Annotated in this window: 26 protein-coding genes and 1 pseudogene; 11 read left to right on the plus strand and 16 right to left on the minus strand. The window is 70.3% G+C overall.

Translation table 11 applies throughout. From position 1 onward, the window contains the following. The first annotated feature begins 21 nt into the window (after positions 1-21). From WG922_RS01365 to WG922_RS01375, 3 genes are all read left to right on the plus strand, one after another. Positions 22-411 (plus strand): response regulator, encoded by a 390-nt coding sequence (locus WG922_RS01365; protein ID WP_340280094.1) that lies wholly within the window; start codon positions 22-24, stop codon positions 409-411. Between the two features lie 145 nt (positions 412-556). After that, entirely contained in the window at positions 557-3775 is a 3219-nt protein-coding gene (locus tag WG922_RS01370; protein WP_340280095.1) for a 4Fe-4S dicluster domain-containing protein, read from the plus strand. Positions 3776-4174: 399 nt separating this feature from the next. Then, positions 4175-5416, plus strand: coding sequence for an ABC transporter substrate-binding protein (locus WG922_RS01375; protein WP_340280096.1), 1242 nt, complete (start codon positions 4175-4177; stop codon positions 5414-5416). An 18-nt stretch (positions 5417-5434) separates the two neighbouring features. Here the strand turns inward: WG922_RS01375 and WG922_RS01380 are convergent, their stop codons facing one another. After that, positions 5435-6301: a helix-turn-helix transcriptional regulator gene (locus WG922_RS01380; RefSeq protein ID WP_340280097.1), complete on the minus strand. Its 867-nt coding sequence runs from the start codon at positions 6299-6301 to the stop codon at positions 5435-5437. 49 nt (positions 6302-6350) lie between these two features. On the opposite strand from WG922_RS01380, the gene WG922_RS01385 reads away from it, so the two are divergent. Genes WG922_RS01385 through WG922_RS01395 form a run of 3 tightly spaced genes read left to right on the plus strand, consistent with a single transcriptional unit; the run spans position 6351 to position 8869 of the window. Then, positions 6351-7181, plus strand: coding sequence for a phosphoenolpyruvate hydrolase family protein (locus WG922_RS01385; protein ID WP_340280099.1), 831 nt, complete (start codon positions 6351-6353; stop codon positions 7179-7181). Between the two features lie 12 nt (positions 7182-7193). Then, on the plus strand, positions 7194-7634 hold the full coding sequence (locus tag WG922_RS01390) for an SRPBCC family protein (protein ID WP_340280100.1): 441 nt from the start codon (positions 7194-7196) through the stop codon (positions 7632-7634). A gap of 5 nt (positions 7635-7639) precedes the next feature. After that, positions 7640-8869 (plus strand): Tm-1-like ATP-binding domain-containing protein, encoded by a 1230-nt coding sequence (locus tag WG922_RS01395; RefSeq protein ID WP_340280101.1) that lies wholly within the window; start codon positions 7640-7642, stop codon positions 8867-8869. 18 nt (positions 8870-8887) lie between these two features. On the opposite strand, the gene WG922_RS01400 is transcribed toward WG922_RS01395, so the two are convergent. Next, on the minus strand, positions 8888-9253 hold the full coding sequence (locus tag WG922_RS01400) for a dihydroneopterin aldolase (protein ID WP_340280102.1): 366 nt from the start codon (positions 9251-9253) through the stop codon (positions 8888-8890). Further along, positions 9253-10038 (minus strand): SDR family oxidoreductase, encoded by a 786-nt coding sequence (locus tag WG922_RS01405; protein WP_340280104.1) that lies wholly within the window; start codon positions 10036-10038, stop codon positions 9253-9255. Before WG922_RS01405 ends, WG922_RS01400 begins: the two co-directional genes overlap by 1 nt. 18 nt (positions 10039-10056) lie before the next feature. On the opposite strand from WG922_RS01405, the gene WG922_RS01410 reads away from it, so the two are divergent. The 3 genes from WG922_RS01410 to WG922_RS01420 are packed head-to-tail and all read left to right on the plus strand — an operon-like array spanning position 10057 to position 12286. Then, positions 10057-11151 carry a class I SAM-dependent methyltransferase gene (locus WG922_RS01410; RefSeq protein WP_340280106.1) on the plus strand — a complete coding sequence of 365 codons (1095 nt, stop codon included), beginning with the start codon at positions 10057-10059 and terminating at the stop codon, positions 11149-11151. Positions 11152-11153: 2 nt separating this feature from the next. Beyond that, a complete protein-coding gene (locus WG922_RS01415) occupies positions 11154-11348 on the plus strand; it encodes a DUF2905 domain-containing protein (protein WP_340280107.1) in 195 nt (64 codons plus the stop codon). A gap of 11 nt (positions 11349-11359) precedes the next feature. Further along, entirely contained in the window at positions 11360-12286 is a 927-nt protein-coding gene (locus WG922_RS01420; protein WP_340280108.1) for an ROK family protein, read from the plus strand. Positions 12287-12403: 117 nt separating this feature from the next. On the opposite strand, the gene WG922_RS01425 is transcribed toward WG922_RS01420, so the two are convergent. The 5 genes from WG922_RS01425 to WG922_RS01445 all read right to left on the minus strand — a co-directional run bounded on the left by WG922_RS01425 (position 12404) and on the right by WG922_RS01445 (position 16546). Continuing rightward, a complete protein-coding gene (locus WG922_RS01425; RefSeq protein WP_340280110.1) occupies positions 12404-12961 on the minus strand; it encodes a hypothetical protein in 558 nt (185 codons plus the stop codon). Positions 12962-13144: 183 nt separating this feature from the next. Further along, positions 13145-13639, minus strand: coding sequence for a DUF421 domain-containing protein (locus tag WG922_RS01430; RefSeq protein WP_340280112.1), 495 nt, complete (start codon positions 13637-13639; stop codon positions 13145-13147). Positions 13640-13685: 46 nt separating this feature from the next. After that, positions 13686-13892 (minus strand): hypothetical protein, encoded by a 207-nt coding sequence (locus tag WG922_RS01435; protein ID WP_340280113.1) that lies wholly within the window; start codon positions 13890-13892, stop codon positions 13686-13688. A 169-nt stretch (positions 13893-14061) separates the two neighbouring features. Further along, on the minus strand, positions 14062-15093 hold the full coding sequence (locus WG922_RS01440; protein ID WP_340280114.1) for a sodium:calcium antiporter: 1032 nt from the start codon (positions 15091-15093) through the stop codon (positions 14062-14064). 268 nt (positions 15094-15361) lie between these two features. Further along, the gene (locus tag WG922_RS01445; protein ID WP_340280115.1) at positions 15362-16546 is read right to left on the minus strand and encodes a D-alanyl-D-alanine carboxypeptidase family protein; all 1185 of its coding nucleotides are present in this window, start codon (positions 16544-16546) and stop codon (positions 15362-15364) included. Here WG922_RS01445 and WG922_RS21945 point away from each other — a divergent pair. Beyond that, positions 16467-16892: pseudogene (locus tag WG922_RS21945) on the plus strand (hypothetical protein); the annotation flags it as partial. The gene WG922_RS01445 and the pseudogene WG922_RS21945 overlap by 80 nt on opposite strands. A 219-nt stretch (positions 16893-17111) precedes the next feature. Here WG922_RS21945 and WG922_RS01450 read toward each other — a convergent pair. From WG922_RS01450 to WG922_RS01465, 4 genes are all read right to left on the minus strand, one after another. Next, on the minus strand, positions 17112-18359 hold the full coding sequence (locus tag WG922_RS01450) for a multifunctional CCA addition/repair protein (RefSeq protein WP_340280116.1): 1248 nt from the start codon (positions 18357-18359) through the stop codon (positions 17112-17114). 32 nt (positions 18360-18391) lie between these two features. Further along, the gene (locus WG922_RS01455) at positions 18392-19081 is read right to left on the minus strand and encodes a glutathione S-transferase family protein (RefSeq protein ID WP_340280117.1); all 690 of its coding nucleotides are present in this window, start codon (positions 19079-19081) and stop codon (positions 18392-18394) included. Between the two features lie 102 nt (positions 19082-19183). Next, positions 19184-19717 carry an MgtC/SapB family protein gene (locus WG922_RS01460; protein ID WP_340280118.1) on the minus strand — a complete coding sequence of 178 codons (534 nt, stop codon included), beginning with the start codon at positions 19715-19717 and terminating at the stop codon, positions 19184-19186. Between the two features lie 32 nt (positions 19718-19749). After that, positions 19750-21756, minus strand: a complete 2007-nt coding sequence (locus WG922_RS01465; protein WP_340280120.1) for a lytic transglycosylase domain-containing protein — start codon at positions 21754-21756, stop codon at positions 19750-19752. Positions 21757-21765: 9 nt separating this feature from the next. On the opposite strand from WG922_RS01465, the gene WG922_RS01470 reads away from it, so the two are divergent. After that, the gene (locus tag WG922_RS01470) at positions 21766-22353 is read left to right on the plus strand and encodes a 5-formyltetrahydrofolate cyclo-ligase (protein WP_340280121.1); all 588 of its coding nucleotides are present in this window, start codon (positions 21766-21768) and stop codon (positions 22351-22353) included. Positions 22354-22374: 21 nt separating this feature from the next. Here the strand turns inward: WG922_RS01470 and WG922_RS01475 are convergent, their stop codons facing one another. The 4 genes from WG922_RS01475 to ruvB are packed head-to-tail and all read right to left on the minus strand — an operon-like array spanning position 22375 to position 26715. Then, positions 22375-23088 carry an ABC transporter ATP-binding protein gene (locus tag WG922_RS01475; RefSeq protein WP_340280122.1) on the minus strand — a complete coding sequence of 238 codons (714 nt, stop codon included), beginning with the start codon at positions 23086-23088 and terminating at the stop codon, positions 22375-22377. 7 nt (positions 23089-23095) lie between these two features. After that, positions 23096-24328, minus strand: coding sequence for an ABC transporter permease (locus WG922_RS01480; RefSeq protein ID WP_340280123.1), 1233 nt, complete (start codon positions 24326-24328; stop codon positions 23096-23098). Positions 24329-24340: 12 nt separating this feature from the next. Continuing rightward, complete coding sequence (locus tag WG922_RS01485) at positions 24341-25633, minus strand: efflux RND transporter periplasmic adaptor subunit (RefSeq protein WP_340280124.1); 1293 nt, start codon at positions 25631-25633, stop codon at positions 24341-24343. Positions 25634-25644: 11 nt separating this feature from the next. Next, positions 25645-26715 carry a Holliday junction branch migration DNA helicase RuvB gene (gene ruvB / locus WG922_RS01490; protein WP_340280126.1) on the minus strand — a complete coding sequence of 357 codons (1071 nt, stop codon included), beginning with the start codon at positions 26713-26715 and terminating at the stop codon, positions 25645-25647. Positions 26716-26739: the final 24 nt, after the last annotated feature.

Here is a 26739-nt window from a genome sequence, read left to right on the forward strand (position 1 = left end):
CATAACGGTGCCGGGGTGGACGTGAGCGACTTTCGCATCCTGCTGGTGGACGACGAGATCTCGAGCGCCGAGGTGATCGGGCTCATCCTGTCCCAGGAAGGCTACCGCGTCACGCTGGCGGCGGACGGGCGTCAGGCCCTCGAACGCCTGGCCACGGCCGCGCCGCAGCTGCTGATCACGGATTTCATGATGCCCGTGCTCAATGGCGCCGAGCTGGTGCGCGCGGTGCGTGCACTGCCCGGCTATGCAGCCTTGCCCGTCCTGCTCATGAGTGGGGCCCCCGAGGCGGCGCTTCGCCCCTACCAGCTGACCTACGAAGCTTTCCTGCGCAAGCCGTTCACCCTGGAGCAGTTCCTGCAAACCGTGCGGCGCCTGCGCGAGCTGGACACCGGAACACAGCCCTCCCCCTGACCGGGCACGCGGGGCAGGCGACGGGCACAATCGCGGCCTCCCGCGACGAGCACTCGCGTGCGGCCCGTCCCGTCCGCACCCCGCGGGCCCGTCGCCGCCGGCCCTACGGAGCTGGTTCGCGAAACACGCCAGACCAGCAGTACCCATGCGCTTTTTCTCCTATCGTGACCGCCCGGTCCACCTGGGCCCCTACCCCCTCGAACGCCTGACGCGCCAGGACCAGCCGCAGCCCCTGGAAGCCGTGCCGCCGATGCAGGCGCTGCGGTTCGATGCGGCCGATCCGCAGTCGCTGGTGCACGCCATGGCGCGCTACATGGCCATGTTCGATCTGGTGCGCGACGGCGCGGTGAACCCCGCCGAGGGCGAGGTGCCCCAGGATCCGCTCGAGCGCGCCCGCCACCTGAAGGCCGCGGGCTACTACTTCGACGCGTCCATGGTGGCCACCTGCGCCATCCCGGCGGCGGCGCGGCTGGCGACGCCGCTGCGCAACCCCTTGGTCACCGCACTGGGCGAGGAACTGGAGCGCAGCCAGCCCATGAGCTTCGCGGCCGGCATGGACATGATCCTGGCCGATGTCATCGAGTCGGCCCGCACGCGGCACGGCCCCATCGACCACCACGGCCACGCGCTGCTGGTGCTGGTCGAATGGCCGCGCGACCCGCGCCCGGATGAAGCAGGCTGCGAGTGGCTCGCGGGCACGCAGCCCCACCGCGCGGCGGTGCTGGCGGCGCAGACCGCCGTGCTGCTGTCCACCTATCTGCGCATGCTGGGCTTCGAGGCGCGCGCGCACACCGCCAGCTGCAGCGAACTCGATCTGGGTCGGCTCGCTGTCGCCGCGGGGCTGGCCCAACCCGACGGCAACAACCCCTACGTGGGCACGCGCTACGGCCTGGCCGCGATCAGCACCACCTTCGACATGGCTCCCGACCGGCCGCTGTCGCCGGAGCAGGACCGCTGGTCCAGCCACGGGCCGGCGTGGTGGCTGGGCAAGGGTACGCTCAAGAGCGCATTCAACCGCGAGGCGTTCGCCCGGCGCGACTTCAAGGATGGCGCCTTCCCGTTCGAGACGCTCACCCGCCGGGACGAGCCCACCACATTCATCGACCACGAGCGCGTGCCGCGGTTTCCCAAGCGCGCCGACTTCTTTGCCCGTGCGCTGTTCGGCGATCTGGGCAAGCCGGTGCAGGACGGTGCCAAGAACGCATACTACGTGATGAAGAGCCCGATCGGCGCCTGCGCCCGTCGGGCGCTGGGTGCGCTGCTGCTGCTGCAGTTCGGCGAAGCCCGAGGCCCGGTCGCGCCCGGCGCGTCCGAGCCGCGGCGCAACGCCGAGAACCTCAAGGCCGCGGCCTACTACCTCGGCGTCGATGCGGTCGGCCTGTGCGGCGTGCCCGAGTGGGCCTACTACTCGCACGACGCAGGCGGCAACCCCATGCCGGCCTACCACGCCAACGCGGTGAACCTGCTGATCGACCAGGGCCACGAGACCATGGAGGGCGCGAGCGGCGACGACTGGATCTCGGTGGCGCAGAGCATGCGCGCCTACCTGCGCTTCTCGCTGCTGGGCGGCATCCTGGCCGAGCAGATCCGCCGCCTGGGCTACTCGGCGCGGGTGCACTCGGTGCTCGACGGCGACGTGCTGCAGCCGCCGCTGCTGCTGCTGTCCGGCCTGGGGGAGGTCAGCCGCATCGGCGAGGTGATCCTCAACCCCTTCCTGGGACCGCGCCTCAAGAGCGGCACCGTCACCACGGACATGCCGATGGCCGCCGACCGGCCCATCGACTTCGGCCTGCAGCGCTTTTGCGAAGGCTGCAACAAGTGCGCGCGCGAGTGCCCCTCGGGCGCGATCACCGCCGGCCCGAAGCTCATGTACAACGGCTACGAAATCTGGAAGAGCGACGCCGAGAAGTGCGCGCGCTACCGCATCGCCAACGCCGCCGGCGGCATGTGCGGGCGCTGCATGAAGACCTGTCCCTGGAACCTGGAGGGGCTGCTCGCCGACGGGGTGTGGCGGCAGGTCGCGATGAAGGCCCCGGCCATGGCGCCGCTGCTGGCCCGGCTCGACGATGCGCTCGACCGCGGCAGCATCAACCCGGAGAAGACCTGGTGGTGGGACATCGAGCTGGACCGCGCCAGCGGCCGCTACGTGCAGGCCGCGCAGACCAACCGCCGCGGCCTGCAGAAGGACCTGGACCTGCGCTACGAGGACCAGACCCTCGCCGTCTATCCGGCCGACAAGATGCCGCCGCCCTACCCCGTGCCTTTTCCGGTCGATCGCGACGAAGGGATCGCCCGCTACCGCACCCTGCTGTCGCCGCAGCAGTACAAGGCCCGGGTCGCGGCCGGCGACACCGAGGGCCTGGCGCCCGCGGCGCGCCCGCTCGAAGGCGAGCCCCCGGTCTTTCCCGTGGTGCTGCACCGGCGCGAGGAGATGGCGGAGGGCGTCGCGCGCTACGAGTTCGTGGCGCCGGACGGGCGCGAGCTGCCGCCCTTCGACGCGGGCGCGCACATCGACGTGGTGATCGCACCCGAATACCAGCGCGCCTACAGCCTCGCCGGCGACCCCGCCGACCGCAGCCGCTACGTGCTGGGCGTGCTGCGCGAGGCGCCCGAGAACGGCGGGCGTGGGGGTTCGGCGCTGATGCACCGGGCTTTCCGCGAGGGCCGGCAGGTCTTCGTCTCGCGGCCGGCCAACCACTTCCCGCTGCAAGAGGACGCGACGCTGTCCCTGCTGTTCGCCGGCGGCATCGGCGTCACGCCCATGCTGGCGATGGCGCACCGGCTGCACGCGCTGGGCAAGCCCTTCGCGCTGCACTACAGCGCGGCCAGCCGCCGCACTGCGGGCTTCGTGCGCGAGCTGGCCGAGGCGACGTGGCGCGACCGGGTGCACTATCACTTCAAGGACGAGGGCGCGCGCGCCGACCTGATGGCGCTGGTGCCCACGTATGCGGCCGGAGCGCACCTCTACACCTGCGGTGCCGTGCGCTACATGGACGGCGTGTTCGCGGCCGCCGCCGCGCACGGCTGGCCCGAAGAAGCGCTGCACCGCGAGTATTTCAGCGTGCCCGAGGCCGATGCCTGGGTGAACCACCCGTTCACGCTGCGGCTCGCGCGCTCGGGCCGCACGCTCGAGGTCGCGGCCGACCGGAGCGCGACCGACGTGCTCGCCGCCTGCGGCGTGCGCGTCGATGTGAAGTGCAGCGACGGCCTGTGCGGCGTCTGCGCCACGCCCTACGACGCCGGGGCTTCGGGCGAAGTCGAGCACCGCGATTTCGTGCTCAGCCGCAAGGAACGCGAGCACAAGGTCGTGCTGTGCTGCTCGCGGCCGAAGGCGGCCGGCGGCGAACTGGTGGTCGATCTCTGACCTGAGGCGCAGCGGCGCGACCGCGTCGCGGCCGGCGTGCGGCACACCGGTGCTGCGCAGCGGGGGTGCCGCACCACGCGCCGGCCGGTGGTGTGCTTGCCGCTGCGCACGTCGTTCCGCCAGCCTCGGCAGACGCCGTTCCCACCAGCGTTCCTCCTCCCGGCCCGCCGCTCCCGCCGCCGCGCAGCCACCTGCAGCCATGTGCAGCCATGTGCAGCCATGTGCAGTGCGCAATGCGGCCGCTGCGCCAGCTCTGCCACCTCAGCCTCTCCCGCTCTGCGGCGATGTGGGTTTTGAGTAGATGGCTGTGGCTTGGGCTCATGGCCGCGCCCCGGCACGCGTGCCTACGATAAGCGCAGCCCTGGCGTTCGTGCCCGGGGCCCACCAGACGAGGAGACTATGAAAAAGTACCTGCAATGCATCGGGGCGGCGTCCGTTGTCCTCGGCACCCTGGGCACGGCCAGTGCCCAGGCACCTGCCCAGGCGCCCGCCGGCAAGCTGACCGACGACGTGCTGCGCATCGGCGTGCTCACCGACCTGTCCGGCGTGTATGCCGACATCTCGGGCAAGGGCGCGGTCGAAGCCGTGAAGATGGCCGTCGAGGATTTCGGCGGCACCATGTTCGGCAAGCGCATCGAGGTGGTCTCGGCCGACCACCAGAACAAGGCCGACATCGGCGCCGCGAAGGCCCGCGAGTGGTTCGACATCGGCGGCGTGGACATGATCAACGACCTCGCCAACTCGGGCGTGGCACTCGCGGTCGCCGGCCTGGCCAAGGAGAAGAAGCGCCACGTGATCGTCAACAACGCGTCGAACGTGGGCATCACCAACGCCCAGTGCTCGCCCTACGCGGTGCACTACGCCTACGACGCGTACTCGCTGGCCAACGGCACCGGCCGCGCGGTGGTCGAGAACGGCGGCGACACGTGGTTCTTCCTGACCGTCGATTTCGCCTTCGGCCACGGGCTCGAGCAGCAGGTCGGCGATATCGTGCGCAAGTCCAACGGCAAGGTCCTAGGCGCCGCACGCCACCCGCTGGGCACCACGGACTTCTCGTCCTACATGCTGCAGGCCCAGGCATCCAAGGCCAAGATCGTCGGCCTCGCGTCCACCGGCGCCGACGCCGTGAACGCGGTCAAGGCGGCCAACGAGTTCGGCATCACCAAGAACCAGAAGCTCGCCGGGCTGCTGCTGTGGATCAACGACATCCACTCGCTGGGCTTGCAGACGGCGCAGGGCATGGTGCTCACCAATGCCTGGTACTGGGACATGAACGAGGACTCCCGCGCCTTCGCCAAGCGCTTCCAGCAGCGCGTGGGCAATATGCCGAACATGGCGCACGCGGGCGACTACTCGTCCACGCTGCACTACCTGCGCGCCGTCCAGGCCGCCGGCACCGATGATGCCGACGCGGTCTCCGCCGAGATGCGCAAGCGCCCGATCAACGACATGTTCACGAAGAACGGCACCATTCGTGCGGACGGCCGCATGGTGCACGACATGTACCTTTGGGAAGTGAAGACTCCGGCCGAGTCCAAGCACCCCTGGGACTACCTCAAGCTGGTCAAGACCATCCCCGGCAACCAGGCCTTCATGCCCCTGGAGCAGAGCAGCTGCTACCTCGTGAAGAAGGCGTCCTGATCCGGCGTGCAGGCCCGTTCAATGCAGCCCGGACGGATCTTCGTGCCGCCGCGGATGGGCCCGGAAGTCGGAGGGCCGCAGCCCGGTGAGGCGCTTGAAGGTGTTCGAGAAGGCGAAGGAGTTCGCGTAGCCGACTTCGCGCGCGATCGCCTCGACCTTCTCGCCGGTGGTGGCCAGCAGGTGGGCGGCCCGCGCGATGCGCATGGTCGCGAGCTGGCGGCCCGGGCTGCGCCCCAGGCTCTTCTGGCAGAGCCTGCGCAGGTGCTCTTCGCTGGTGCTCGCCAGGCGCGCCAGCTCCTTGAGCGACCAGTCGCGGGCGAGGTCGCCGGCTACCGCATTCCACACCAGGACCAGCCGCGGCTCGCGCTGCAGCGGATCGAGCAGCCGCGTCGCGTAGCGGTCGATCACATCGACCCAGACCGCGCAGGTTCCGGGGTCGTTGCCCGTGGCGACCTCCTGCGACAGCCCCAGGATGGCGTGCTCGAGCACCGTGCCGTCGAAGCGCATCATGCTCGGCGCCAGGGCGCCGTGCACCGAGCGCGGCGAGGTGGGCATGAAGCGCACCCAGGCCGTGCGCCAGCGCTTGCGCGGCACGCAGTGGAAGGCGTGCAGCGCATGCGCGGGCGAGAAGCTGGCCACCCCGGGCCGGTGCGCGTACCAGCGCCCGTCGAGCAGGGTCTGCCCGGCACCGTCGAGGCAGACCTGCAGGAAGGCGCCGCTGAGGTTGGTGCGCACCACCGCGTACGGTGCGCACGCGTCGATCACCGCCACGTGGGCAATGTGCAGCGCTGCCAGCGCCTCGCACTGCTCCGCCCGCACGACCGTGAGGGTCGTGCGGCTCCCCATGACATGGGTTTCCACCGTAAGGTCGACGTGCTCGGCCATGCGCTGGGGATCATACGTTCGCCCTTTCGGGCAAGAAAACAGGAGTCCTATGCCCTACTTTGAACGCCGCGCCCTGATGGAGCGGTTCCAGGACATGGTCCGCCGCCGCGAGCCCATCGTGGGCGGCGGCGCCGGCACCGGCATTTCGGCCAAGTGCGAAGAGGCCGCCGGAATCGACCTCATCGTGATCTACAACTCGGGCCGCTACCGCATGGCCGGGCGCGCCTCGTCGGCTGGCCTGCTGGCCTACGGCAACGCCAACGAGATCGTTCTCGAGATGGCCGGCGAAGTGCTGCCGGTGGTGCAGCGCACGCCGGTGCTCGCCGGCGTGAACGGCACCGACCCCTTCATCGTGATGCCGGTGTTCCTGCGCCGGCTCAAGGAGCTGGGTTTTTCCGGTGTCCAGAATTTCCCGACGGTGGGCATCATCGACGGCCGCTTTCGCCAGAGCCTGGAAGAGACCGGCATCCGCTTCGCCACCGAAGTAGACATGATCAGACAGGCCCACGAACTCGACCTGCTGACCACGCCCTACGTCTTCTCCGCCGACGAAGCCGTGGCCATGACGCAGGCCGGGGCCGACTTCATCGTGCCCCACATGGGCGTGACCGTCGGCGGCACGATCGGCGCGGAGACCGCGCCCTCGCTCGAGGAGTCGGTGCGCCTGATCGACGAATGGGCCGAAGCCGCCCGCAAGGTGCGCAAGGACGTCATCGTGATCGCCCACGGCGGCCGCATCGCCCTGCCCGAGGACGCCGCCTACGTGATGCGCCACAGCCAGCACTGCAACGGCTTCTACGGCGCCAGCAGCATGGAGCGGCTGCCCACCGAGGTGGCCATCACGGCGCACGTCAAGCGCTACAAGCAACTCGATCTCTGAAGGAGCCGACGCATGACCCGCGTGTACGTAAGCGCAGTGATGGACGCGACGCTGCAGGAAGCCTGGGCCTTCCTGCGCGACTTCGGCGCCCTGGGCAACTACCACCCCTACTTCCAGAACTCCACCATCGAGGAAGGCCGGCCGGCGGACCAGGTCGGCTGCGTGCGCCGCTTCGAGGTGCGTGAAGGGGGCTACCTGCGCGAGCAGCTGCTCGCGCTGTCCGACGACGAGCACCTGTGCCGCTACCGCATCCTGCACATCGATGCCAACTGGAAGAACTACGTCGCCGAGATGCGGCTGTTCCCGGTGACCGAGGGCAACCGCTGCTTCGGCCAATGGTGGGCCGAGTTCGAGGTGCCCAAGGAGGAGGAGGCCGAAGCCATTGCCCGGGTGGAGGGCACCTTCCGCACCTTCTTCGAGTGCGTCGATCAGGCGCGCCGCACCGGACGCTAGGCACCATGGCCAGCGTGTGGGTGGTCGGCACCTGGGACACCAAGGCGGAGGAGCTCGCCTACCTGTGCGGGCTGCTGCGTGCGCGCGGCGTGGCCGTCACCGCCGTCGATGTGGGCACGCGCAGCCCCACCGCGCAGGCGGACATCGCCGCCGAGGACGTGGCGGGCCACCACCCCGGCGGGCGGCAGGCGGTCTTCGGCAGCGACCGGGGCAGTTCCGTTTCGGCGATGAGCACGGCGCTGTGCGCGCTGGTCGAAGAGCGCATGCGCGAGGGCGCCATCGCCGGCATGCTCGGCGTGGGCGGCTCCGGCGGCACCTCCCTCATCGCACCGGCCATGCGGCTGCTGCCGATCGGCACGCCCAAGCTGCTGGTGTCCACCATGGCCGCGGGGGATGTCAGCGCCTTCGTCGGCGTGGTGGACATGACGCTGATGTTCCCGGTGACCGACATCGCCGGGCTCAACCGCCTCTCGCGCACCATCCTCGCCAACGCGGCGCATGCGATGGCGGGCATGGTGCTCGCTCCCCGCAGCACTGCGGGCGACGACACCCGCCCCGCCCTGGGCTGCACCATGTTCGGCGTGACGACGCCCTGCGTGCAGGCGCTGCGCGCGGCGCTCGCGGATCGCTTCGACGTGCAGGTGTTCCACGCCAACGGGTCGGGCGGCCGCGCGATGGAGGCGCTGGCCGCATCGGGCCTGCTGGACGGCATCGTCGATGTGACCACCACCGAGGTGCTGCAACACATCGTCGGCGGCGTGTGCGACGCCGGCCCCGGCCGGCTGGAAGCCGCCAGCCGGCACGGACTGCCCTGGATCGGATCGGTCGGCGCCATGGACATGGTGAACTGGTTTGCCCCGGATACGGTGCCGCAGCGCTTCCAGGGCCGGCGCTTCCATGCCCACAACGCCAACGTGACCCTGATGCGCAGCACTGCCGAGGAGCTGCGCCTGGCCGGGCGCACGCTGGCCGAGCGCCTGAACCGCGCGCGCGGCCCGGTGCGACTGCTGCTGCCGCTGCACGGGCTGTCCGCCCTGGACGCGCCGGGCGCGCCGTTCCACGATCCGCAGGCGGATGCGGCGCTGTTCGAGGCGCTGGCACAGCACTTCGAGGCGAGCGATTCGCACCGGCTCGTCGAGGTGCCTGCGCACATCAACGACCCGGCATTCGCCGAAGCTCTCGCCGCTGCGACGCGGGAGTGCGTGCCGGTGGCGGCGCCGGCCCACGGCGCGTGAGGCGCCGCCGCGACCCGGCTACCACTGCCCGGTTTCGACGCGGATCGCCACTTCGCAGTCCTCGAAGATCTCCAGCTTGGCGATCTGCACCCGCACGCCGATGACGCCGGGCAGCTGCATCAGCCGGTGCGCCACCTTGCCGATCAGGCTCTCCAGCAGATTCACGTGCACCGCCGTGCACTCGTCGATGACGATGGTGCGCACCTTGCGGTAGTCGAGCACGTGCAGGATGTCGTCGTCGTGCGGCAGCAGCGGCTGCGTGCCGAGGTTGAGCTCGGCATCGACGCGGATCGGCTGCGGCGACGATTTCTCATGATCGAGGATGCCGAGGTTGGCATCGAAGCGCAGCCCCGTAAGGGTGAGGATCTGGGTGCCTTTGCTCATCACATGAGGGAAAAGTCGCGGTCGAAGGGCATCAGGTGCTGGCCGCCATCGACGATCAGCGTGGTGCCGGTGATCGATGCGTTCTCCAGGGCGAAGCGCACCGTCGCCACCACGTCGGCGGGCGTCGAGGAGCGGCCCAGGGGCGAGAGCCGGTGCAGTTCGCGAAACTTCTCCTGGGAGAGCATGTGGCTGGTGAGCGTGAGGCCGGGCGCCACGCCAACCACCCGCAGCCGCGGTGCGAGCGCCTGGGCCAGCAGCGTGGTGGCGCACTCCAGGGCGGCCTTGGACAGGGTGTAGCTGAAGAAGTCGGGGTTGGGGTTCCAGAGCTTCTGGTCGAGCAGGTTCACCACCGCCCCCTGCCCCTGGCGCTCGGCCAGGTGGGCGTGCAGCATGCGCGCGAGCAGCACCGGCGCTGCCGTGTTGGCGGCCATGTGGGACCACAGGGCGGCGTAGCTGAAGCTGTCTGCGCTGTCGTGTTCGAACAGCGAGGCGCTGTTGACCAGCGCGTCGCAGCGGCCGAAATGGCGCACCACGCGCGCAACGAGCTCCCGCGCGGCGGATTCGTCGGCCAGGTCGGCCTGGAAGCACGCGCTGGCGACGCCGAGCGCGGCGCAGTCATGCGCGGCCTGCTCCGCTTCGCCGACCGAGCCGCGGTAGTGCACCGCCACGTGCCAGCCGGCCGCGGCCAGGCCGAGCGCAGTCTCGCGGCCGAGCCGTCGGGCGGCGCCGGTGACAAGGACGACGGGTTGCGGAGCGGGCTGGGGAGCGGACCGGGGGGTGGACATTGCGCGGACAATCGGCGGGTGACATCCGAGAACCCGGCCAGTGTAACGAGCGCCCTGCAGGCCCTGGTGCGCGCCTCCATCGAACGCGCGGGCGGCTGGCTGCCCTTCGACCGCTTCATGGCCCTCGCGCTGTACGCGCCGGGCCTGGGCTACTACGCCAACGCCTCGCGCAAGTTCGGGCGCCTTCCCGCGTCCGGCAGCGATTTCGTGACCGCGCCCGAAATGAGCCCGCTGTTCGGGCAGAGCCTCGCGGCGGCGGTGGCCGACGCGCTCGACGCCACCGGCTGCGACGAGGTGTGGGAGTTCGGCGCCGGCTCCGGGGCCCTGGCCGAGCAGCTGCTCGGCGCGCTCGGCTCCCGCGTGCGCCGCTACACCATCGTCGAGCTCTCAGCGTCCCTGCGGGCGCGGCAGCAGCAGACGCTGGCGCCATTTGCCGATCGCGTGCAGTGGGCCGTCGAGCTGCCCGAGCGCATGGCGGGCGTGGTGGTGGGTAACGAGGTGCTCGATGCGATGCCGGTCAAGCTGCTGGCGCGGCTGGACGGGCAGTGGCACGAGCGCGGCGTGTGCTGGCAGCAGGATCACTTCACCTGGGCCGAGCACCCCACCGCGCTGCGTCCACCCGTGGAGAGCGCCGGAGGCGATTACCTGACCGAACTGCACCTGCAGGCCGAGGCATTCGTGCGCACCCTGGCCGACCGCCTCGAGCGCGGCGCCGCCTTCTTCATCGACTACGGTTTTCCCGAAGCCGAGTACTACCACCCGCAACGCCACATGGGCACGCTGATGTGCCATCGCGCCCACCGCGCGGACACCGATCCGCTGTCGGAGCTCGGGCAGAAGGACATCACCGCCCACGTGAACTTCACGGGTGTCGCCCTCGCCGCGCAGGAGGCCGGCCTGCCGACGCTGGGCTACACCAGCCAGGCCCGCTTCCTCCTCAACTGCGGACTGGCCGAGCATCTCGCGGCCGCACCGCTGCGCGAGCGCACCGACGCGCAGCGGCTGATAGCCGAGCACGAGATGGGCGAGCTGTTCAAGGTGATCGCCTTCCACCGCGGCCCCTTCTGGGATGCACTCGGTTTCAGGGCCGGCGACCGCACCCCTACACTCTGAGCATGATTCGCTGGGTCATCGTCATCTTCCTCGCGCTGATGCTGATCAGCTGGTTCACGCCGCTGCTGCACCGCATTGGCTTCGGCAAGCTGCCGGGCGACCTGCGCTTTCGCCTGTTCGGGCGGGAATGGTTCATTCCGCTCACCACCACCATCCTGCTGAGCCTGATTGCGGCCGGCATATCCCGCCTGCTATAGGAGCGCCTGGCATGCGCGCGTGCATCGACATCGGAGGCACCAAAGTCTCGGTCAGCCTGAACGATCCCGCCCGCCCCCTGGAGCTGCTGGCGCGGCGCCACGAGCCCACCGCGCACACCGGCACCTCCGAAGCCGTCGCGCTGCAATGCATCCGAATGGTCGCAGAGGCCTGCGCCGAGCTGCGCATCGACCCGGCACAGGTGCAGCAGGTCGGCGTTGCCGCGCCCGGCCCGTTCGTGCTGTGCGATGGCCGCATCGAGCTGGCCACACCCAACATCTGCGGCGGCCTTCCGGGCTCGCACGGACGACTTCCCAACGACTGGGGCACCGCGCCCCTGGAGGCTCCCCTGCTGCGGCGCTTTGCGCGGGTGCGCATCGAGAACGACGCCGTCGCCGCGCTCGAAGCCGAGCGCCGCTGGGGGGCGCTGCAAGGCGCCTCGCACTGCGCCTACGTCACCTGGAGCACCGGGGTGGGCTGCGGGCTGTGCGTGGACGGGCGGGTCCTGCACGGCAAGCAGGGGAACGCAGGCCACCTGGGCCACAGCTTCGCGTCCGACGATGCCCACGCCGTCTGCGGGTGCGGCAACGTCGGAGACATCGAAGCGCTGGTCGGTGGATACGCCCTGGAGCGGCGCCTCGGCGCGCCGGCGCACGCCCTGTTTGCACGCGCCGGTCAGGGCGACGCCCAGGCGCTGGCGACGGTGGACGAGCTGTGCCGCGTGATGGGGCGAGCCCTGCACAACATCACTGCCGTGCTCGATCTCGAACGCATCAGCCTGGGCGGGGCGGTGTTCCTCAACAACCAGACCCTGCTGCTGCCGCGACTGGCCGCGCAGTTGAAGAGCCGGCTGCCCTCGCTCACCGCGGGCTGCGAGCTGCTGCCAGCCGGGCTGGGGCTGCGGGTGGGGGACTTCGGCGCCGTCGCGCTGCTCGACTAGCCGTCGAATCTCCTTCCCGCTGGCGGGAACCGGTCAGCGCCTCACGGCGCCATGGCCGGCCCAGGAAATTTACCGCTGCGAAGACGCCGACACACGTCGGCCTTCGCTTATAGCCACTCAGCGAGTGGTAGCCCCCGCAGCACCCGGGCTACCGGAGCTGGTGCTGCCGGAGCCGGAGCCGACAGGTGCGGCCGATGTTCCGGCACCCGCTCCCGACGTGGCTCCGCTGCCGCCGGCACCCATCGACTGGGACCGCAGCCCTTGCAGAGCCATCTGCGTCTCGGTCAACGCCTGCTCGGCCTTGCGGATCGCGTCCTGGCGTTCGGCGCCGGCGCTCTTGTCCTTGATCTCCTTCACCGAATCACGCAGCCGGTCGCTGGCTGTTTCGAGGCGCTGGACGGGGTCCGAGGCCGACGACGCTCCCGACGAAGCGGCTCCCAAGGTCCCGGTGCCCGGCGCGCCGGAAGCAGCGGAGGGGGAGGACGACCCGCTGGAAGAGTTCCTTGCACCATCCTTGGAGCCGGTGGTGCTGTTGTACGTCCCTGCACCGGCAGGGCTTGCGCTGCTGCCGCCGGTGGCGGCCGGCCCCCCCAGCGGCGTCGGCTGGCTTTGTGCCAGGGCCATGCCGCTGGCAATTCCGAAAGCTGCTGCAAGAATCGTCGGCTTGAAGTTCATGAGGTGTCCTTGTCTAGAGTGTTGCTGGCGTGGCAAGCGAATGCTCCTTGCCTCTCGACCGTCTATCGTCCATGCAGCGCATTGCCGGCAGGCTCGGACCAAGCGCTCCGTTCGCGTAGGGCTCGTCGGGCCAGCGGTGGTGCCGTCGTCGCTCCTCATCACCACCACCAGCCAGTGGGTGCTTCATTCGTTCTCTCTGAGCAGCACGCTGATCGAACCGCTGCGCTCCAAGCGAGCGACACGGACGCGGGCCAGGTCGTCCGTCTTCCCGTTCTCGCGCAGTGCGAGCATGAGGTCACCCTCGCTTACGTGGCTCTTGCGCATGTTGTCCCACAGGATCCGTCCATCCGAAACCAGCAGGCGCGACTCACCCTTTATCCACCCCCCGAAACGGTGGCTTCGGAAAGCGATTGCGGCAAGCAGGAAATGCATCGCCACCAGTCCGAGGGACGCAGCAAGGCTGGGAACGAAGGGACTCGACCCCGTGATCGCGCGGCTCAGGACCGATCCGAGCATGATGGCCAACAGGACGTCGAAAGCCGTCGATTTGCCGATGAAGCGCTTTTCGCCGAGGCGCACGAGGACGATGGCGAACAGGTAGACCACCACAGCGCGCGCCAGCATGTGCCACCAACGCAGTGCGCTCTGGTCCAGATCAAGACCGAGTATGTCGAGCACGTCGCTACAAGGGAACGCCTGGAGGGCAGCCGGCTTGCATCGGCGCTCAGAAGATGCCCAGGAGCATGAGAAGCACGACCGCGATCAGCGGTACGCCGAGCAGCCACAGGACAAGTGGCACCATGATGTGGTCCTTCCTTTGAAGCAGCGGCTTGCCGAAACCGGAGCCTTTCCAGCAGCAGCGCCGTGCGGGCGACGGGTAGACCGCAACGATCGATTGCGTGACCGCCATGGTCGCCGGGTCGGGAGCCATGGCTGAGGCGGCGCTGGCGTGTACGAGCGTAGGAGCGTATCGGCTGGCTGCATCGCTCCGGGAGATAGAGTGCGACCGCAGCCGCAGCCGCAGCCGCAGCGGCGCGGCCCTGCAGATGCCGCGATGCCGAACGCCACCCTACGCCGCCGCCTTACGCGCACGAGAGAGGTCACAGCAGGCTGAGAACGGCAAATCCACCAAGGTACAGCGCTACGATCGTCACGCTTTCGAACCCGATCTTCCCGGGACCGTCGCGCTGCCGGTACAGCAGACCGACCAGCAGCACGGTGTTGAGCACGATCGCGAGTGCTGCGATGAAGCTCTCGTCTGCCCCCACGCCACGTGCATGGAAGATGGATCCGCCGACGAACGCAAGGTCGGCGATCGCGACAAGCAGTACGTCCAGAAGGCTGCCGCCCACGATATCGCTGACCGCCAGGGTCAGTGCGCCGCGCCTCACGGCAGCCACTGTCGTGACCAGTTCCGGCAGGGAGGTCGCAACGCCCGTGAGGAGAGCGCCGGCCAGTGCCTCGTTCATGCCGGTCTGATCAGCGATGTTCCCGCTGGTGTGGGCAGCCAAGCCCCCGGCCACCGCAATCACCGATGCGATGACACCGAACTCCACGAGCATCCGGGGAAGACTCGCCGAAGTTTGTCCCTCCTCAGGTACATCGACCACCGTCTCGTCGGTTTTCGTCGGCTTCCACATGGGGTGCCGCCTGGCCTTCCATGCCAGCCACAGTCCGGCCATCCCGGCGAGGACGAGCAGGGGCGAGATCACGTGCACATGGCCTACCGTGACGTCCGGCCCAGAGAATCCCATGAGAACGAGCCCCAGCAACGCGATCAGCACGCCGGTCTGGATCATGTTCGGCACCGAGGCGGCGGCGTGCTCGAGATTCGCCTTGCGGTGCGCGATGTCGGCGGCGGCAAGGAACGTGGTTTGCAAAGCGATTCCGCCGATCGCATTTCCGAGCGCGAGCGCCGGGCGCCCCTCCAATGCGGCCAGGACCGAAGCCGCGATCTCTGGCAGGGACGTGACCGCACCCAGGAAGAACGTGCCTCCGATGGACTCTCCCAACCCCAGCCGATCGCTCAGCTGATCCGCAAGCCTTGACAGCCGCACGCCGGTCCATCCGATCACCAGGGCCACGCCCACCAGAACAGAGGCATTCACGAGGAGGGATGCATCGGCAAGCATGGGCGCGCTGTGTGTAGTCGTCAGAAGTGGCTGAAAAGCCCCCGTGAGAATGCAGCAACTTCCCCCCTTCGAGGCCCGCCGCGTGTCCGAACCGACCGACAGACTGCGTCCGCAAGCTGCCACGCAGAAAGAGGAGACACGAACGAATACACGGAAGCGTTGCGCAACGTTCCGCGCCCATCTGCCGGGGACGTGAAGCAGGGCGCGAGCTTGGCGGGCCTGCATCTGGCCCGCAGCCAAGCCTCGCGGCGACGCGGCCGGCGCTGCGTCAACCCTTTTGTCGCGCGAGCCATCGGCGCAGGCGCTGCGCGTCTTCCCGCCGCGTGTCGCGGCTGCCGGAGTCGAGCAGCACCATGACCAGTTTGCGACCCTCAGTGCGCAAGGCCATGGCCATGCACTGGCCGGCCTCGACGATATAGCCGGTCTTCTGCAGCTGGATCGGCCAGCCGGTGCGTACCAGCCGGTTCGAGTTCAGGTAGCGAAGCCGCGTCTTACCTACCGTGACCACACGGCGGGAGGTGGTGGAATAGCTGCGCAGCAGCGGGTAGCGCGCAGCCGCGGTCACGAGCGTTGCCACATCGCGCGCGGTCGCCTGGTTGCCGTTGGACAGGCCGGTGGCATCGACGAACGTGCTGTGGCGCATGCCCAGTGCCTGCGCTTTGGTGTTCATGGCGGCGACGAAGGCCTCGGGACCACCGGGAAAGGTGCGCGCCAGCGCGTGCGCCGCCCGGTTTTCGCTGGACATCAGCGCCAGCCGCAACGCCTCTCGGCGGGTAAGCGTCGTGCCCACGCGCAAGCGCGAGCGGCTGTTGCGCAGCCTGTCGACGTCCTCCTGCGCGATCCGGATCGTCCCGCTCAACGGCTGCTTGGATTCCAGGACGACGATGCCGGTCAGTAACTTGGTCAGGGAAGCGATGGGCAAGATGGCGCGGTCGTTGCGCGCGTAGAGCACCTCGCCAGTGTGCTGGTCCGCCAGCACCACGGCGCTCGCCGTCAGCAGCAGCGGATTGGCTGCACGGTGCAGCCCGCCTCGACGCGCATAGGACAGGTTCGCATCGTCACTCAGGAGGGGTGGCCTGAAGGCCGCGGGCTGGGTGGTGCCGTCCTGGACGGCGCCAGCGTCTTCACGCGCGAGCTCCGCCTCGCCCTCAGAAGTGCTGTCGACCGGCGCCTCGGCGTGCCGCGCCTCCGGTGACGCAGAAGTCGCGGCGTTCGACCCACGCTCCGCCGGGCCGCTGCCAGTCGCATCTCGATAGCCGGCGGCGAGCCACGTGGCGGCTACGGCGGCCAGCAGCAGCACGCCACAGAGGGCCAGCAGGACGTACTGGCGGCGCTGGCGACGGGAGAGCTCGGTGGACAGGAAAAAGCGGCGCATGCAGGTCGGATCCCCCTCGGTCTTCAGCGTGGTCTTTTCAGTGACGCAGGCCTTCGCAGTCTGCGCGGGCTCAAGCATAGAGCCCGTGTGCACTGCGCGCCACGATCGTGCCCACCTACGACGGGCGGCTGGCGTCGTGCCCGACGCGGAGACGTTCACCTCCAGGGTGACGAACAACACCGCATCACCGGTGCGGCGAGCATCCGTGGAGTTTCACCTGGGATACGACGTCGATCTGCGCCACGTCACACGCGAGCTTCTGGCAACCGCATCCGACACCGCCGGAGTGCTGCAGAAACCCGAGCCGTCCGTGCGCCTGCGGTCGCTAGACCCGGACGGCATCGTGATCGAGTTGCGGTTCTGGACCGACTCGCACCGATCGGACTATCTATCGACCGCGTCGGAAGTGCGCTTCTCGGCCGTGGATCGTGTCAAGGCCGCCAGCGTGCCGTTCCCCAAGCAGACCATCCGGATGGAAATGCCCCAAACGCCTGCCGCGGGCGGCGATCCTGAGGGCTGTCACCTCCAGCGCCGTCAGCGCCGCGTCTCCACGGAAGAGGCCGGGCGGCGCGCCACGCGCCTTGCTCGACATGCGGATGAAACGGCTGTTCAGAACGATCTGCCGGTCCTGCGAGCGACCTGGCTACGCGGCGCCGGCAGCCGCATTGACGATGCCAGCCGCCGCGACGGCGCTGACGCGGGCGCGGTGCACCCATTCACCGATCGTGCGGCCAGCAGCCCCCGCGCTCTGGGCGCGCTGCGCGACGGCTGCGGTGTCCACCGACTGCGCCGCCGCCAGCGCAGCCAGCAGGTGCGCACGTTGAGGGTAGGGAGATTCCTCCAGCCCGAGGCGTCCGCGCGCGTCGCACTCGCAGGCGAGCAGCGCGTCGGCGAAACGGTCCGGCTTGCGCAGCGCATCGCAACGCTCCAGCAGGCGCACGAGCGCCGCGGCGCCGAATCCCGCGCTGCGGTGGATGTTGCCGTGCTCGCGGGCCACGACCTCGGCCAGCTCACGGCAATCGGTGGGCACCCGCAGGCGCGCGGTCACGCCCTTGAGCAGTCGCGCGCTGCGCTCCTCGTGGCCGATATGGCGCGGCAGCACGTCGGGCGCAGTGGTGCCCTTGCCGAGGTCGTGCGTGAGGCAGGCGAAGCGCACCGGCAGCGGCGCGCGCAGGCGCGCGCTCATGTCCAGCACCATCATCAGGTGCACGCCGGTGTCCACCTCGGGGTGGTAGTCGGCCCGCTGGGGCACGCCCCAGAGCCGATCGACCTCCGGCAGCAGCCGGGCAAGCGCGCCGCACGCGCGCAACACCTCGAACATGCGCGAGGGCCGCGCCTCCATGAGCCCGCGGGCAAGCTCCTGCCAGACGCGCTCGGCCACCAGCGCATCGGCTTCGCCCTCCTCGACCATCGCGCGCATGAGCGTGAGGGTCTCGGGCGCGATCGCGAAATCGGCAAAGCGCGCGGCAAAACGGGCCAGCCGCAGGATGCGCACGGGGTCTTCGCGGAAGGCCTCGGTCACGTGCCGCAGCACGCGCGCATGCAGGTCGCGCTGGCCGCCGTAGGGATCGACCAGCACGCCGTCGGCGCCCCGCGCCATGGCGTTGATGGTGAGATCGCGCCGGGCCAGATCCTGCTCGAGCGTCACGCCCGGATCGGCGTGGAAGCTGAAGCCGTGGTAGCCACGCGCGGTCTTGCGCTCCGTGCGCGCGAGCGCGTGTTCCTCGCGGGTCTCGGGGTGCAGGAACACGGGGAAATCCTTGCCGACCGGCAGGAAGCCCGCAAGGATCATCTGTTCAGGCGTTGCGCCCACCACTACCCAGTCGCGATCGTGCACCGGCAGGCCGAGCAGGGCGTCGCGTACCGCGCCTCCGACTTCGTAGATCTGCATCGGGCCAGTGTAGCGAGCCCGAAAACTTCGCCTCAGCGGCCGCTGCGATAGGGCTCGTCGAACGGAACGAAGTCGTGCTCACCCAGCGCATCGTCGATCCAGGCGCGCACGCCGGGCAGCGCGCGCACGCGGGCCATGTAGGTGTGCACCGTCTCCGGCACGGGCAGCGCATAGCTCACGATGCGCATGCACACCGGCGCGAAGAACGCGTCGGCAATGGAGAAGCGCCCGAACAGCATGCCCTCGCCGTGCGGGTGCTGGGCCAGCAGCTCGGTCCAGATCGCGACGATGCGGGCCAGGTCCGCGCGCACCTGCGGCTGCTCGCGCCAGACGCGCTCGCCGGCCTCGCGCAGCGTCGCTTCGATGTTCATCGGACAGTGCTGGCGCAGGGCGGTGAAGCCAGCATGCATCTCGGCGCAGATGCTGCGGGCGCGGGCACGGTCGCGGGTGTCGGCCGGCCAGAGCTGCTTGCCCGGGAAGCGCTCGGCCAGGTATTCGGCGATGGCCAGCGAGTCCCATACCGCGAAGCTCTCATCGACCAGCACCGGCACGGTGCCGGCCGGGCTGACCTGGGCCAGCGCATTCTTGAACTTGGAATCGGCATCGAAGGAGTCGAAGCGCAGTTTGACTTCGTCGAAGGGAATTCCGGCCTGGCGCATGAGCACCCAGGCCCGCATGGACCAGGACGAATAGTTCTTGTTGCCGATAAAGAGCTTGAGCATCGCGTGAACCTCCTGGAGCGCATGCTAGCGGCGATGACGGCCGGCATTGATGCGAACGGTAAGCCGCATTGATGCGCCGCGACGGCACGCGGCGAGCCGGCGTCAAGGCGTCTCGTCGGGCTGGCTGGACGGCGCGCTGGCTTGCGGCTCGCCCTGCTCCTTGCGTACCCAGCGGCGCACCGGAGCTTCCAGGCGCAGGACCACCAGGGCGAGCACGGTGCCCAGCACGGCCAGCGCCTCGTGGCCAAGGCCGGCCGTGAGGCCGATGGCGGTGGTCATCCACAGGCCGGCGGAGGTGGTGAGCCCGCGCACCTGCTCGGAGGTCTCCGACTTGAGGATGGCGCCCGCGCACAGGAAGCCGATGCCTGCGGCAACGCCCTGGATCACGCGGGCGAGCGCCTCCGGACCGAAGTCCGAGCGCAGCGCCATCAGCACGAACAGCGCCGAGCCCAGCGACACCAGCATGTGCGTGCGCAGCCCCGCCGACTTGTGCGCATGCTCGCGCTCCAGACCGAGCAGCGCACCCAACGCCGCGGCCACCAGCAGCCGCACCACGACCCGCGTGAGATCCTCGACCTCGTGAAGGTCTCTGAACTCGGAAGCGACCGTGGCGACTACCAGAGCCCAGGTGTCCATGGTGTTCGTCCGCGGCGCGCCCGTCGCGCCGCTTACGGCAGTTCGCCGTTCGGCTGCGCCTCGCTGACTTCGCGCGGCCCCACGGTCCCCAGGCGCGCCTTCAGCGACTGCGGCTTGCCGGTGAGGATGGCCGCGTACAGCGTGGTGTTCGCGAGCACCTTCTTCACGTAGTCGCGGGTCTCGTGGAACGGCACGTTCTCGGCCCAGGCAGCGGCCTCGATCACCGGGCCGTTGCGCCAGGCGCGCGGGCGACCCGGGCCGGCGTTGTAGGCGGCAGCCGCCAGCGGCAGCGAGCCGTTGAAATCGTCCAGCACGAGCTTGAGGTAGCCGGTGCCGATGGCGATGTTGGTGTCGCGGTCATTGATCTGGTCGGGTTTGAAGCCCGACATGCCCAGCTTGCGGGCAGTCCACCGCGCGGTGGCCGGCATGACCTGCATCAGGCCCGAGGCGCCGACGTGCGACTGCGCATTGGTGATGAAGCGGCTCTCCTGGCGGATCAGGCCGTAGACATACGCCGGATCGAGCTGGATCTCGCCGGTGCGCTGCACCACCGCATCGCGAAAGGGCATCGGATAGCGCTGCGCCGCATCGAAGCTGTCCTTGGTGCGCTCGCTCGTGTTGATGCAGCGGTCCCAGACCTCGCGCTCACACGCGAGCTGCGCTGCGGCGAGCAGTTCGCGGTCGGCCATGCCGCCGGGCGTGTGCATGTTGGTGGTGTAGTTCCACTCGCGCACCGCCTCCGAGCGCAGCCCCAGGGCGAACGCCTGCAGTGCCCGCTGCAGGCCGATGTTCTGCCGGGCCGCGTCGCGTTCGGCCGCGGTCAGCGGTGCCGGTGGTGCCGGTGGGGCGATGCCCATGCCGAGCTCCTCCATCGCGAGCTGCTCGTAGAAGCCGTCGGGCGCGGCGATGGACTGCATCAGCAGGCGGCCCGCTGCGATGTCTTCCTCGCGCTTGCCCGCCAGCAGCGCGCGTGCCTGCCAGTACAGCCAGGTGGCATCGCGCTGCGCCTTGGGGCTCATGGCCGCGACGGCGGCACGCAGCGCTTTCCAGTCGGGGCCGCCGGCGGTTCGCAGTGCGGCGCGCGCCTTCCACGCCAGCATGTCGTCGGTGAGGTGCTCGTCGCGCTTGACGCGCGCGAAGTAGCCCAGCGCATCGGTGGACAGGCGCTGCGCCGCGCGCCGGCCGATCACGCCCCAGAGCCAGTCGCGCTCCTCGGGCGTGAGCATCGGCTCCCACTTGGTGTCGAGTGCGCGAACGGCCGCTTCGAGGTCGGTGTCGGACAGGCGGATCAGTGCCAGCGTGACCAGCTCCTTGGGCGTGCGCGTGCCGGCCACGACCTTGGAGCCCAGGTATTTCGCCGGGCTGGCCTGGACCTGGCGCAACTGCCCGAGGGCATCGGGCGCAACGATCTCCAGGGCGGCCGCGACGGCCCTCGGACGGTTGGCGTCCATGGCCAGGCGGGCCTTGCGCCATACGTCCAGGGGCGTGAGGCGCGCGGGCTCGCGGCGGCTCTCGCTGAACAGGTCGCGCGCGGCGGTGGTGCAGGCGTCCTCGGCGTCGCGCTGTGCGTACCACAGCCGCCGCAGCTCCTCGACCATGGCGGGGGTGGCGCCCTCGCGCAGGTGCTGCACCAGCAGCGCGTAGCAGCGCACCTGGCTGTCGTCCTTCATGCGAAAACGCGGGAGCTCGTCGGAAAACGCAGTCCACTCGCGGCGCTGGCCGAGCAGCAGCAGCCAGTCGTTGCGCAGCCGGTCCTCCTGGTAGGTGCCTGCGTAGCGCGTGAGAAAGTCCTGGACCTCCTGCGGCTGCGCCGTATCGAGCCGCGCTCGAAGCTCCCAGTAGGCGGCCCAGGGCTCGAGCAGGTGGCCCCGCGCCTGCGGCAGCAACTGCGTGAGCCGCACCTGCTTGTTCTGGCGATAGGCCTGACCCATCTCGACCAGGACCTCGTCGGCCGGCGAGCCGGTTTCTGCGCGCACTTGTGCCTGCACCGACCCGGCGAGGAGCGCCGCGATCAGTGTCAGAATCGATCGGAACTTCATCAGGCGATTATGGACAAGTCGGACGACAAAAAAGCCTTGCGCCAGCGCCTGTTGCAGGCGCGGATGGACCTTCCGGACCGTCTCGCGCGCGCCGAGCGGCTGCAGCGCGTCATGCGCATCTGGCTGGTGGGCCGGCCCGACGTGGTGATCGGCGCCTATTGGCCGATCAAGGGCGAATTCGATCCCCTTCCGGCGCTGCACCGATGGAAGGAAGACGGCGAATTGCTCGACGAGCCGCAGCGCCGGCGCATCGGCCTGCCTGTCGTCGATAAACAGCACCGGACGCTTAAATTTCACGCCTGGTATCCGGGCTGTCCGATGGAGGAGGATGCCTACGGCATTCCGAAGCCGCGCGACACCGAGGTGGTGGTGCCTACCCTGCTCTTCGTGCCCTGCGTCGGCTACGGGCCGGGCGGCTTTCGCCTCGGCTACGGCGGCGGCTTCTACGACCGCACGCTCGCCGAGCTGTCGCCGCGCCCGTTCACCGCGGGCCTCGGTTACACGAATGCCTTCGTGCCCGACCTCAACCCGGAGCCGCACGACGTGCCGCTGGATGCCATCCTGAACGACAACGGCACGGTCTGGCCGACGCGCTGAGCGGCGAGCTGGTTCGCGCCTTCAAGCCGCGGTCGGCACTGCCTCGTCGCGGGCCACCTGTCCGTCCACCAGCTCGATCACACGGTCGCAGCGCGCGGCGAGCCGCGGATCGTGGGTGACCACGATGAACGAGGTCCCGCGCTCGTGGTGGATTCGCCGCAGCAGCGTGAACACTTCGTCGGAGGTGGCGGTGTCCAGGTTTCCGGTGGGCTCGTCGGCCAGCACCAGCGCCGGCTGCAGCACGAGGGCCCGCGCGATCGCGACGCGCTGCTGCATGCCGCCCGAAAGCTGCGCCGGCCGCTTGTCCATCGCAGCCGACAAGCCCACGGCCGCCAGCAGCTCGCGCGCCCGGGTCAGTTGCTGCGCCGGCACCCGCCCTTCGGCCGCCAGCACGGGCAGGGTGACGTTCTCCAGCGCGCTGAATGCAGGCAGCAGGTGGTGGAACTGGAACACGAAGCCGAGCGTGCGCTGGCGCATGCGCGTGAGTGCGTCGTCGGCGAGCCCGGCCACCTCGCGGCCCTGCAGGCGGTAGCTGCCGGAGGTCATGGGCTCCAGCAGGCCCAGCACGTTCAGCAGCGTGCTCTTGCCCGAACCGGAGGGTCCGATGAGGGCCGCGAATTCGCGCGTGCGCAGCGCCAGCGACACCCCGTGCAACACCTCGACCTCGCTGGGCTGGCCGACGTTGTAGCGTTTGCGCACCTGCGCGAGTTCGATCAGCGGCTCTCCTGCCTGCATGCCCGCCTCAGAGCCGGATGGCCTGCGCCGGGTCCATCGCGGCGGCGCGACGCGCCGGCACGATGGCGGCCAGCACGCCGCAGGCCAGCGCGATCAGCGCCACCTGCAGCGCGGTACCGGGCTGCAGCGCGATGTCGAACAGCGGGCGTCCGTCGGCGCCCCGCACAAAGCGCACGAACGCCGCCACCATGCCCCAGGCGAGCGCGAGTCCGGCGATCGATCCGGCCGCTCCCACGACGGCCCCCTGCAACAGGAACAGGCGCAGCACCTGGCCCCTCGTGGCCCCCATGGCGCGCAGGATCCCGATCTCGCGGCGCTTCTGCACCACCGAGACCACCAGCACGCTGGCGATGCCCAGCACCACCACCACCAGCACGACCGCCCGGATCAGCAGCGTCGAGACCGACTGCGCGTTGAGCGCCGACACCAGCTGGGCGTTGCTCTCCTGCCAGCTCTCGATGCGCAGCGCATAGCGCCTTCGCAGGTCCTGCGCAAAGCGCTGCGCCGCCCAGACATCGCCGACGGCGAGGTCGATGCCGGTGGCGCCGCCCGGCAGGCCCAGCAGGTTCTGCGCGGTTCGCAGCCCCACGATCAGGGTGCGGCGGTTGAGGTCGCGCACGCCCAGATCGACCAGCGCCGTGACCCGCAGCAGCTCGCTGCCCTGCGTGGTCTGCACCGCCACGCGGTCGCCGACCTGCAGCCCGAGGTCTTCCGCGAGTTCGCGGCCCAGGACGGCCTCACCCGGCTCGACGCGCGCACGCCCCTGCACCACCTTGCTGCGCAGGCCGACGATGCGGTCGTAGCGGTCGAGGTCCACCCCGGTGAGCGCGACGGCCTGGCTGGCCTCGCCGCGCAGTGCCAGGCCGCTGCCGGCGACCAGCGGCGAAGCCGCCTCGACGCCCGGTTCGGCTTCCAGCAGCGGCAGCAGCGCCTGCCAGTCGGGCAGCGAACGGGGCCGTTGCGCCCGCGCCTGCGACTGGCTCAATCGCAGCACGCCGTCTTCGTCCGGCAGCGCCGGCAGCACCACGTCGCGTGGCGCGCGCAGGGTGACATGGGCCTGTGCGCCCAGCGTCTTGGCCAGCGTGTTGCCCTGCAGGCCGGCGATGAGGGCCGAGATGTAGGCGATGACCGCGACGCCGGCGGCGACGCCGACCACGATCAGCAGCGTCTGCATGCGGCCTTCGCGCAGGAAGCGCAGCGCCACCCGCAGCTCGAATCCGATCCCGAGAGCGCCTGTCATGCGGTGCCCCAGTCAGCGCCCAACGGCGCCACCCGCGAGCGATCCGAGCGGGTCGGAGCCGCCCGTGCCGGGCGCCGCAGCGGACGGCTCGCCGCGCGGCTGCCACGGCAGCTCCCGCGGGCGCACCCGGGCGCCTACGCGGGCCTCGTCCAGCAGCACCAGGTCGCCCGGCGACAGGCCGCCGAGCACCTCCACCGCCTCCAGCGTGCGCAGGCCCATGCGCAGCCTGCGCTCCTCGACCCGCCCGGCCTGCACGACCCACACCGTGTCGGGCCCGCGCAGCGCGGCGAGCGGCAGCACCAGCGCCTGCTCGCGCCGGCCGGTTTCGACCTCCACCGAGACGGTGAGGTCTTCGCGCAGAAAGTCCGGCGGCTGCGGCCCGAGCGCGAACTTCACCTCGATGGCGCCACGCTGCGGATCGACGGCCGGCGCCAGGCTGGCCACCCGGGCGGAGAAGCGCTGGCCGGGGTAGGCGTCGGCCACGGCGCTTGCCGGGTGTCCGATGCGCAGCTGCTCGAGAAAGCGTTCATCGACCTGCGCCACCAGCTGGCGGGGGCCGTCCAGGGCCAGCCGCAGCAAGGCGCGGCCCGGCTGCACGATCTGGCCCGGCTCGACCTGGCGGGCCAGCACCCGGGCATCGGCTGGCGCCACCAGACTTGTCTGCGCCAGCCGTGCGCGGGCGGCGTCCACCGCGGCGCGCGCCACCGTGACCTGGGCCTGCGCCTGCGCGAGATCGGTGCCGCCGTCGCCGGTGGCTCGCGACTGCGCCACGGCCGCGGCCCGCTGGGCGGCCGCCACATCGACCGCGCGGCGCGACTCGTCCAGCCGGGCAGCAGAAACGAAACCCTGCGCCACCAGCTGCTCGTTGCGCGCCAGCTCGGCGCGCGCACTGCGCAGTTGCGCATCGGCCTGCGCCACGGCAGCCGCAAGGGCGTCGCGCCCCGTGCCGCGCAGCCCGGCGACGCGTGCCTGCGCCTGTACGAGGGCAGCCTCTGCCTGCGCCAGAGCGGCCTGGAGTTCGTCCTGCTCGAGCTGCACCAGCGGCTGTCCGGCGCGCACGGCCTCGCCCTCCTGCACCAGCACGCGCTCGACCCGGCCGGTGACAGTGGCGCCGACCTCGACGCGCGCGTCGGTGGCGACCCGGGCCGAGACCTGCAGGGTGCGCACCAGCGGCACCGCCTGCACGCGCAGCGCGTCCACCTGCGGCGGCCGCAGGACGCGCCAGCCAAGCACCAGCAGCGCAACCAGCACCAGCGCGAGCAGCGCCCATGCGAGCGGATGCTTGCGCAGGGCCGCGGTCGCCACGGCGCCGCTCCTCAGGCGCCCGCGGGGAACAGGCCGCCGCTGGCCTGGGGCGGCGTAAGCCCGAGGTGGCGCCACGCTGCCACGGTGGCAACGCGGCCGCGCGGCGTACGCTGCAGGTAGCCCTGCTGGATGAGGTAGGGCTCGATCACGTCCTCGATGGTGCCGGCCTCTTCGCCGATGCTGGCGGCGATGTTGTCCAGGCCCACGGGGCCGCCGTCGAACCGGTGCACCACCGCCTCCAGCAGTTTGCGGTCCATCAGGTCGAATCCCTGCGGATCCACGTCGAGCATGACCAGGGCCTTCTGGGCGATGTCCTGGGTGATGCGGCCGGTGCCCTTGACCTCGGCGTAATCGCGCACGCGCCGCAGCAGCCGGTTGGCAATACGCGGCGTGCCGCGCGAGCGCCGTGCGATTTCTGCGCCGCCGGCCTCGTCCATGGGCGCGCCCAGCAGGCCGGCGCTGCGCTGGACGATTCGCGCGAGCTCCTCGGGGGTGTAGAACTCCAGCCGGGCGACGATGCCGAAGCGGTCGCGCAACGGGTTGGTGAGCATGCCCGCGCGGGTGGTGGCGCCCACCAGCGTGAAGGGCTGCAGGTCGAGCTTGATGGAGCGCGCCGCCGGCCCCTCGCCGATCATGATGTCGATCTGGTAGTCCTCCAGCGCGGGGTAGAGGATCTCCTCCACCACGGGCGACAGGCGGTGGATCTCGTCGATGAAGAGGACGTCGTTGCGTTCTAGGTTGGTGAGCAGGGCCGCCAGGTCCTTGGGCTTTTCCAGCACCGGGCCGGAGGTCTGGCGCAGGTTGACGCCGAGCTCGTGCGCGATGATGTGAGACAGCGTGGTCTTTCCCAGCCCCGGTGGCCCGAACAGCAGCACGTGGTCGAGCGCCTCGCCGCGCCGGGCAGCCGCGCCGATGAAGATCTCGAGCTGCTCGCGGATCTTGGCCTGGCCCACGTACTCCTGCAGCAGCTTGGGCCGCAGCGCGCGCTCGAGCGCCTCCTCGGCCGGAGATGCCGGGGCCGGCGACATGACCCGACGCGGAGCGGCTGGAGCGGGAGCGAAATCGTCGGTCTGGATGCTCATGGCGGGGTCGGACTGCGGTCTCGC

Source organism: Ramlibacter sp. AN1015 (assembly GCF_037726105.1).
GTDB lineage: Bacteria > Pseudomonadota > Gammaproteobacteria > Burkholderiales > Burkholderiaceae_C > Ramlibacter.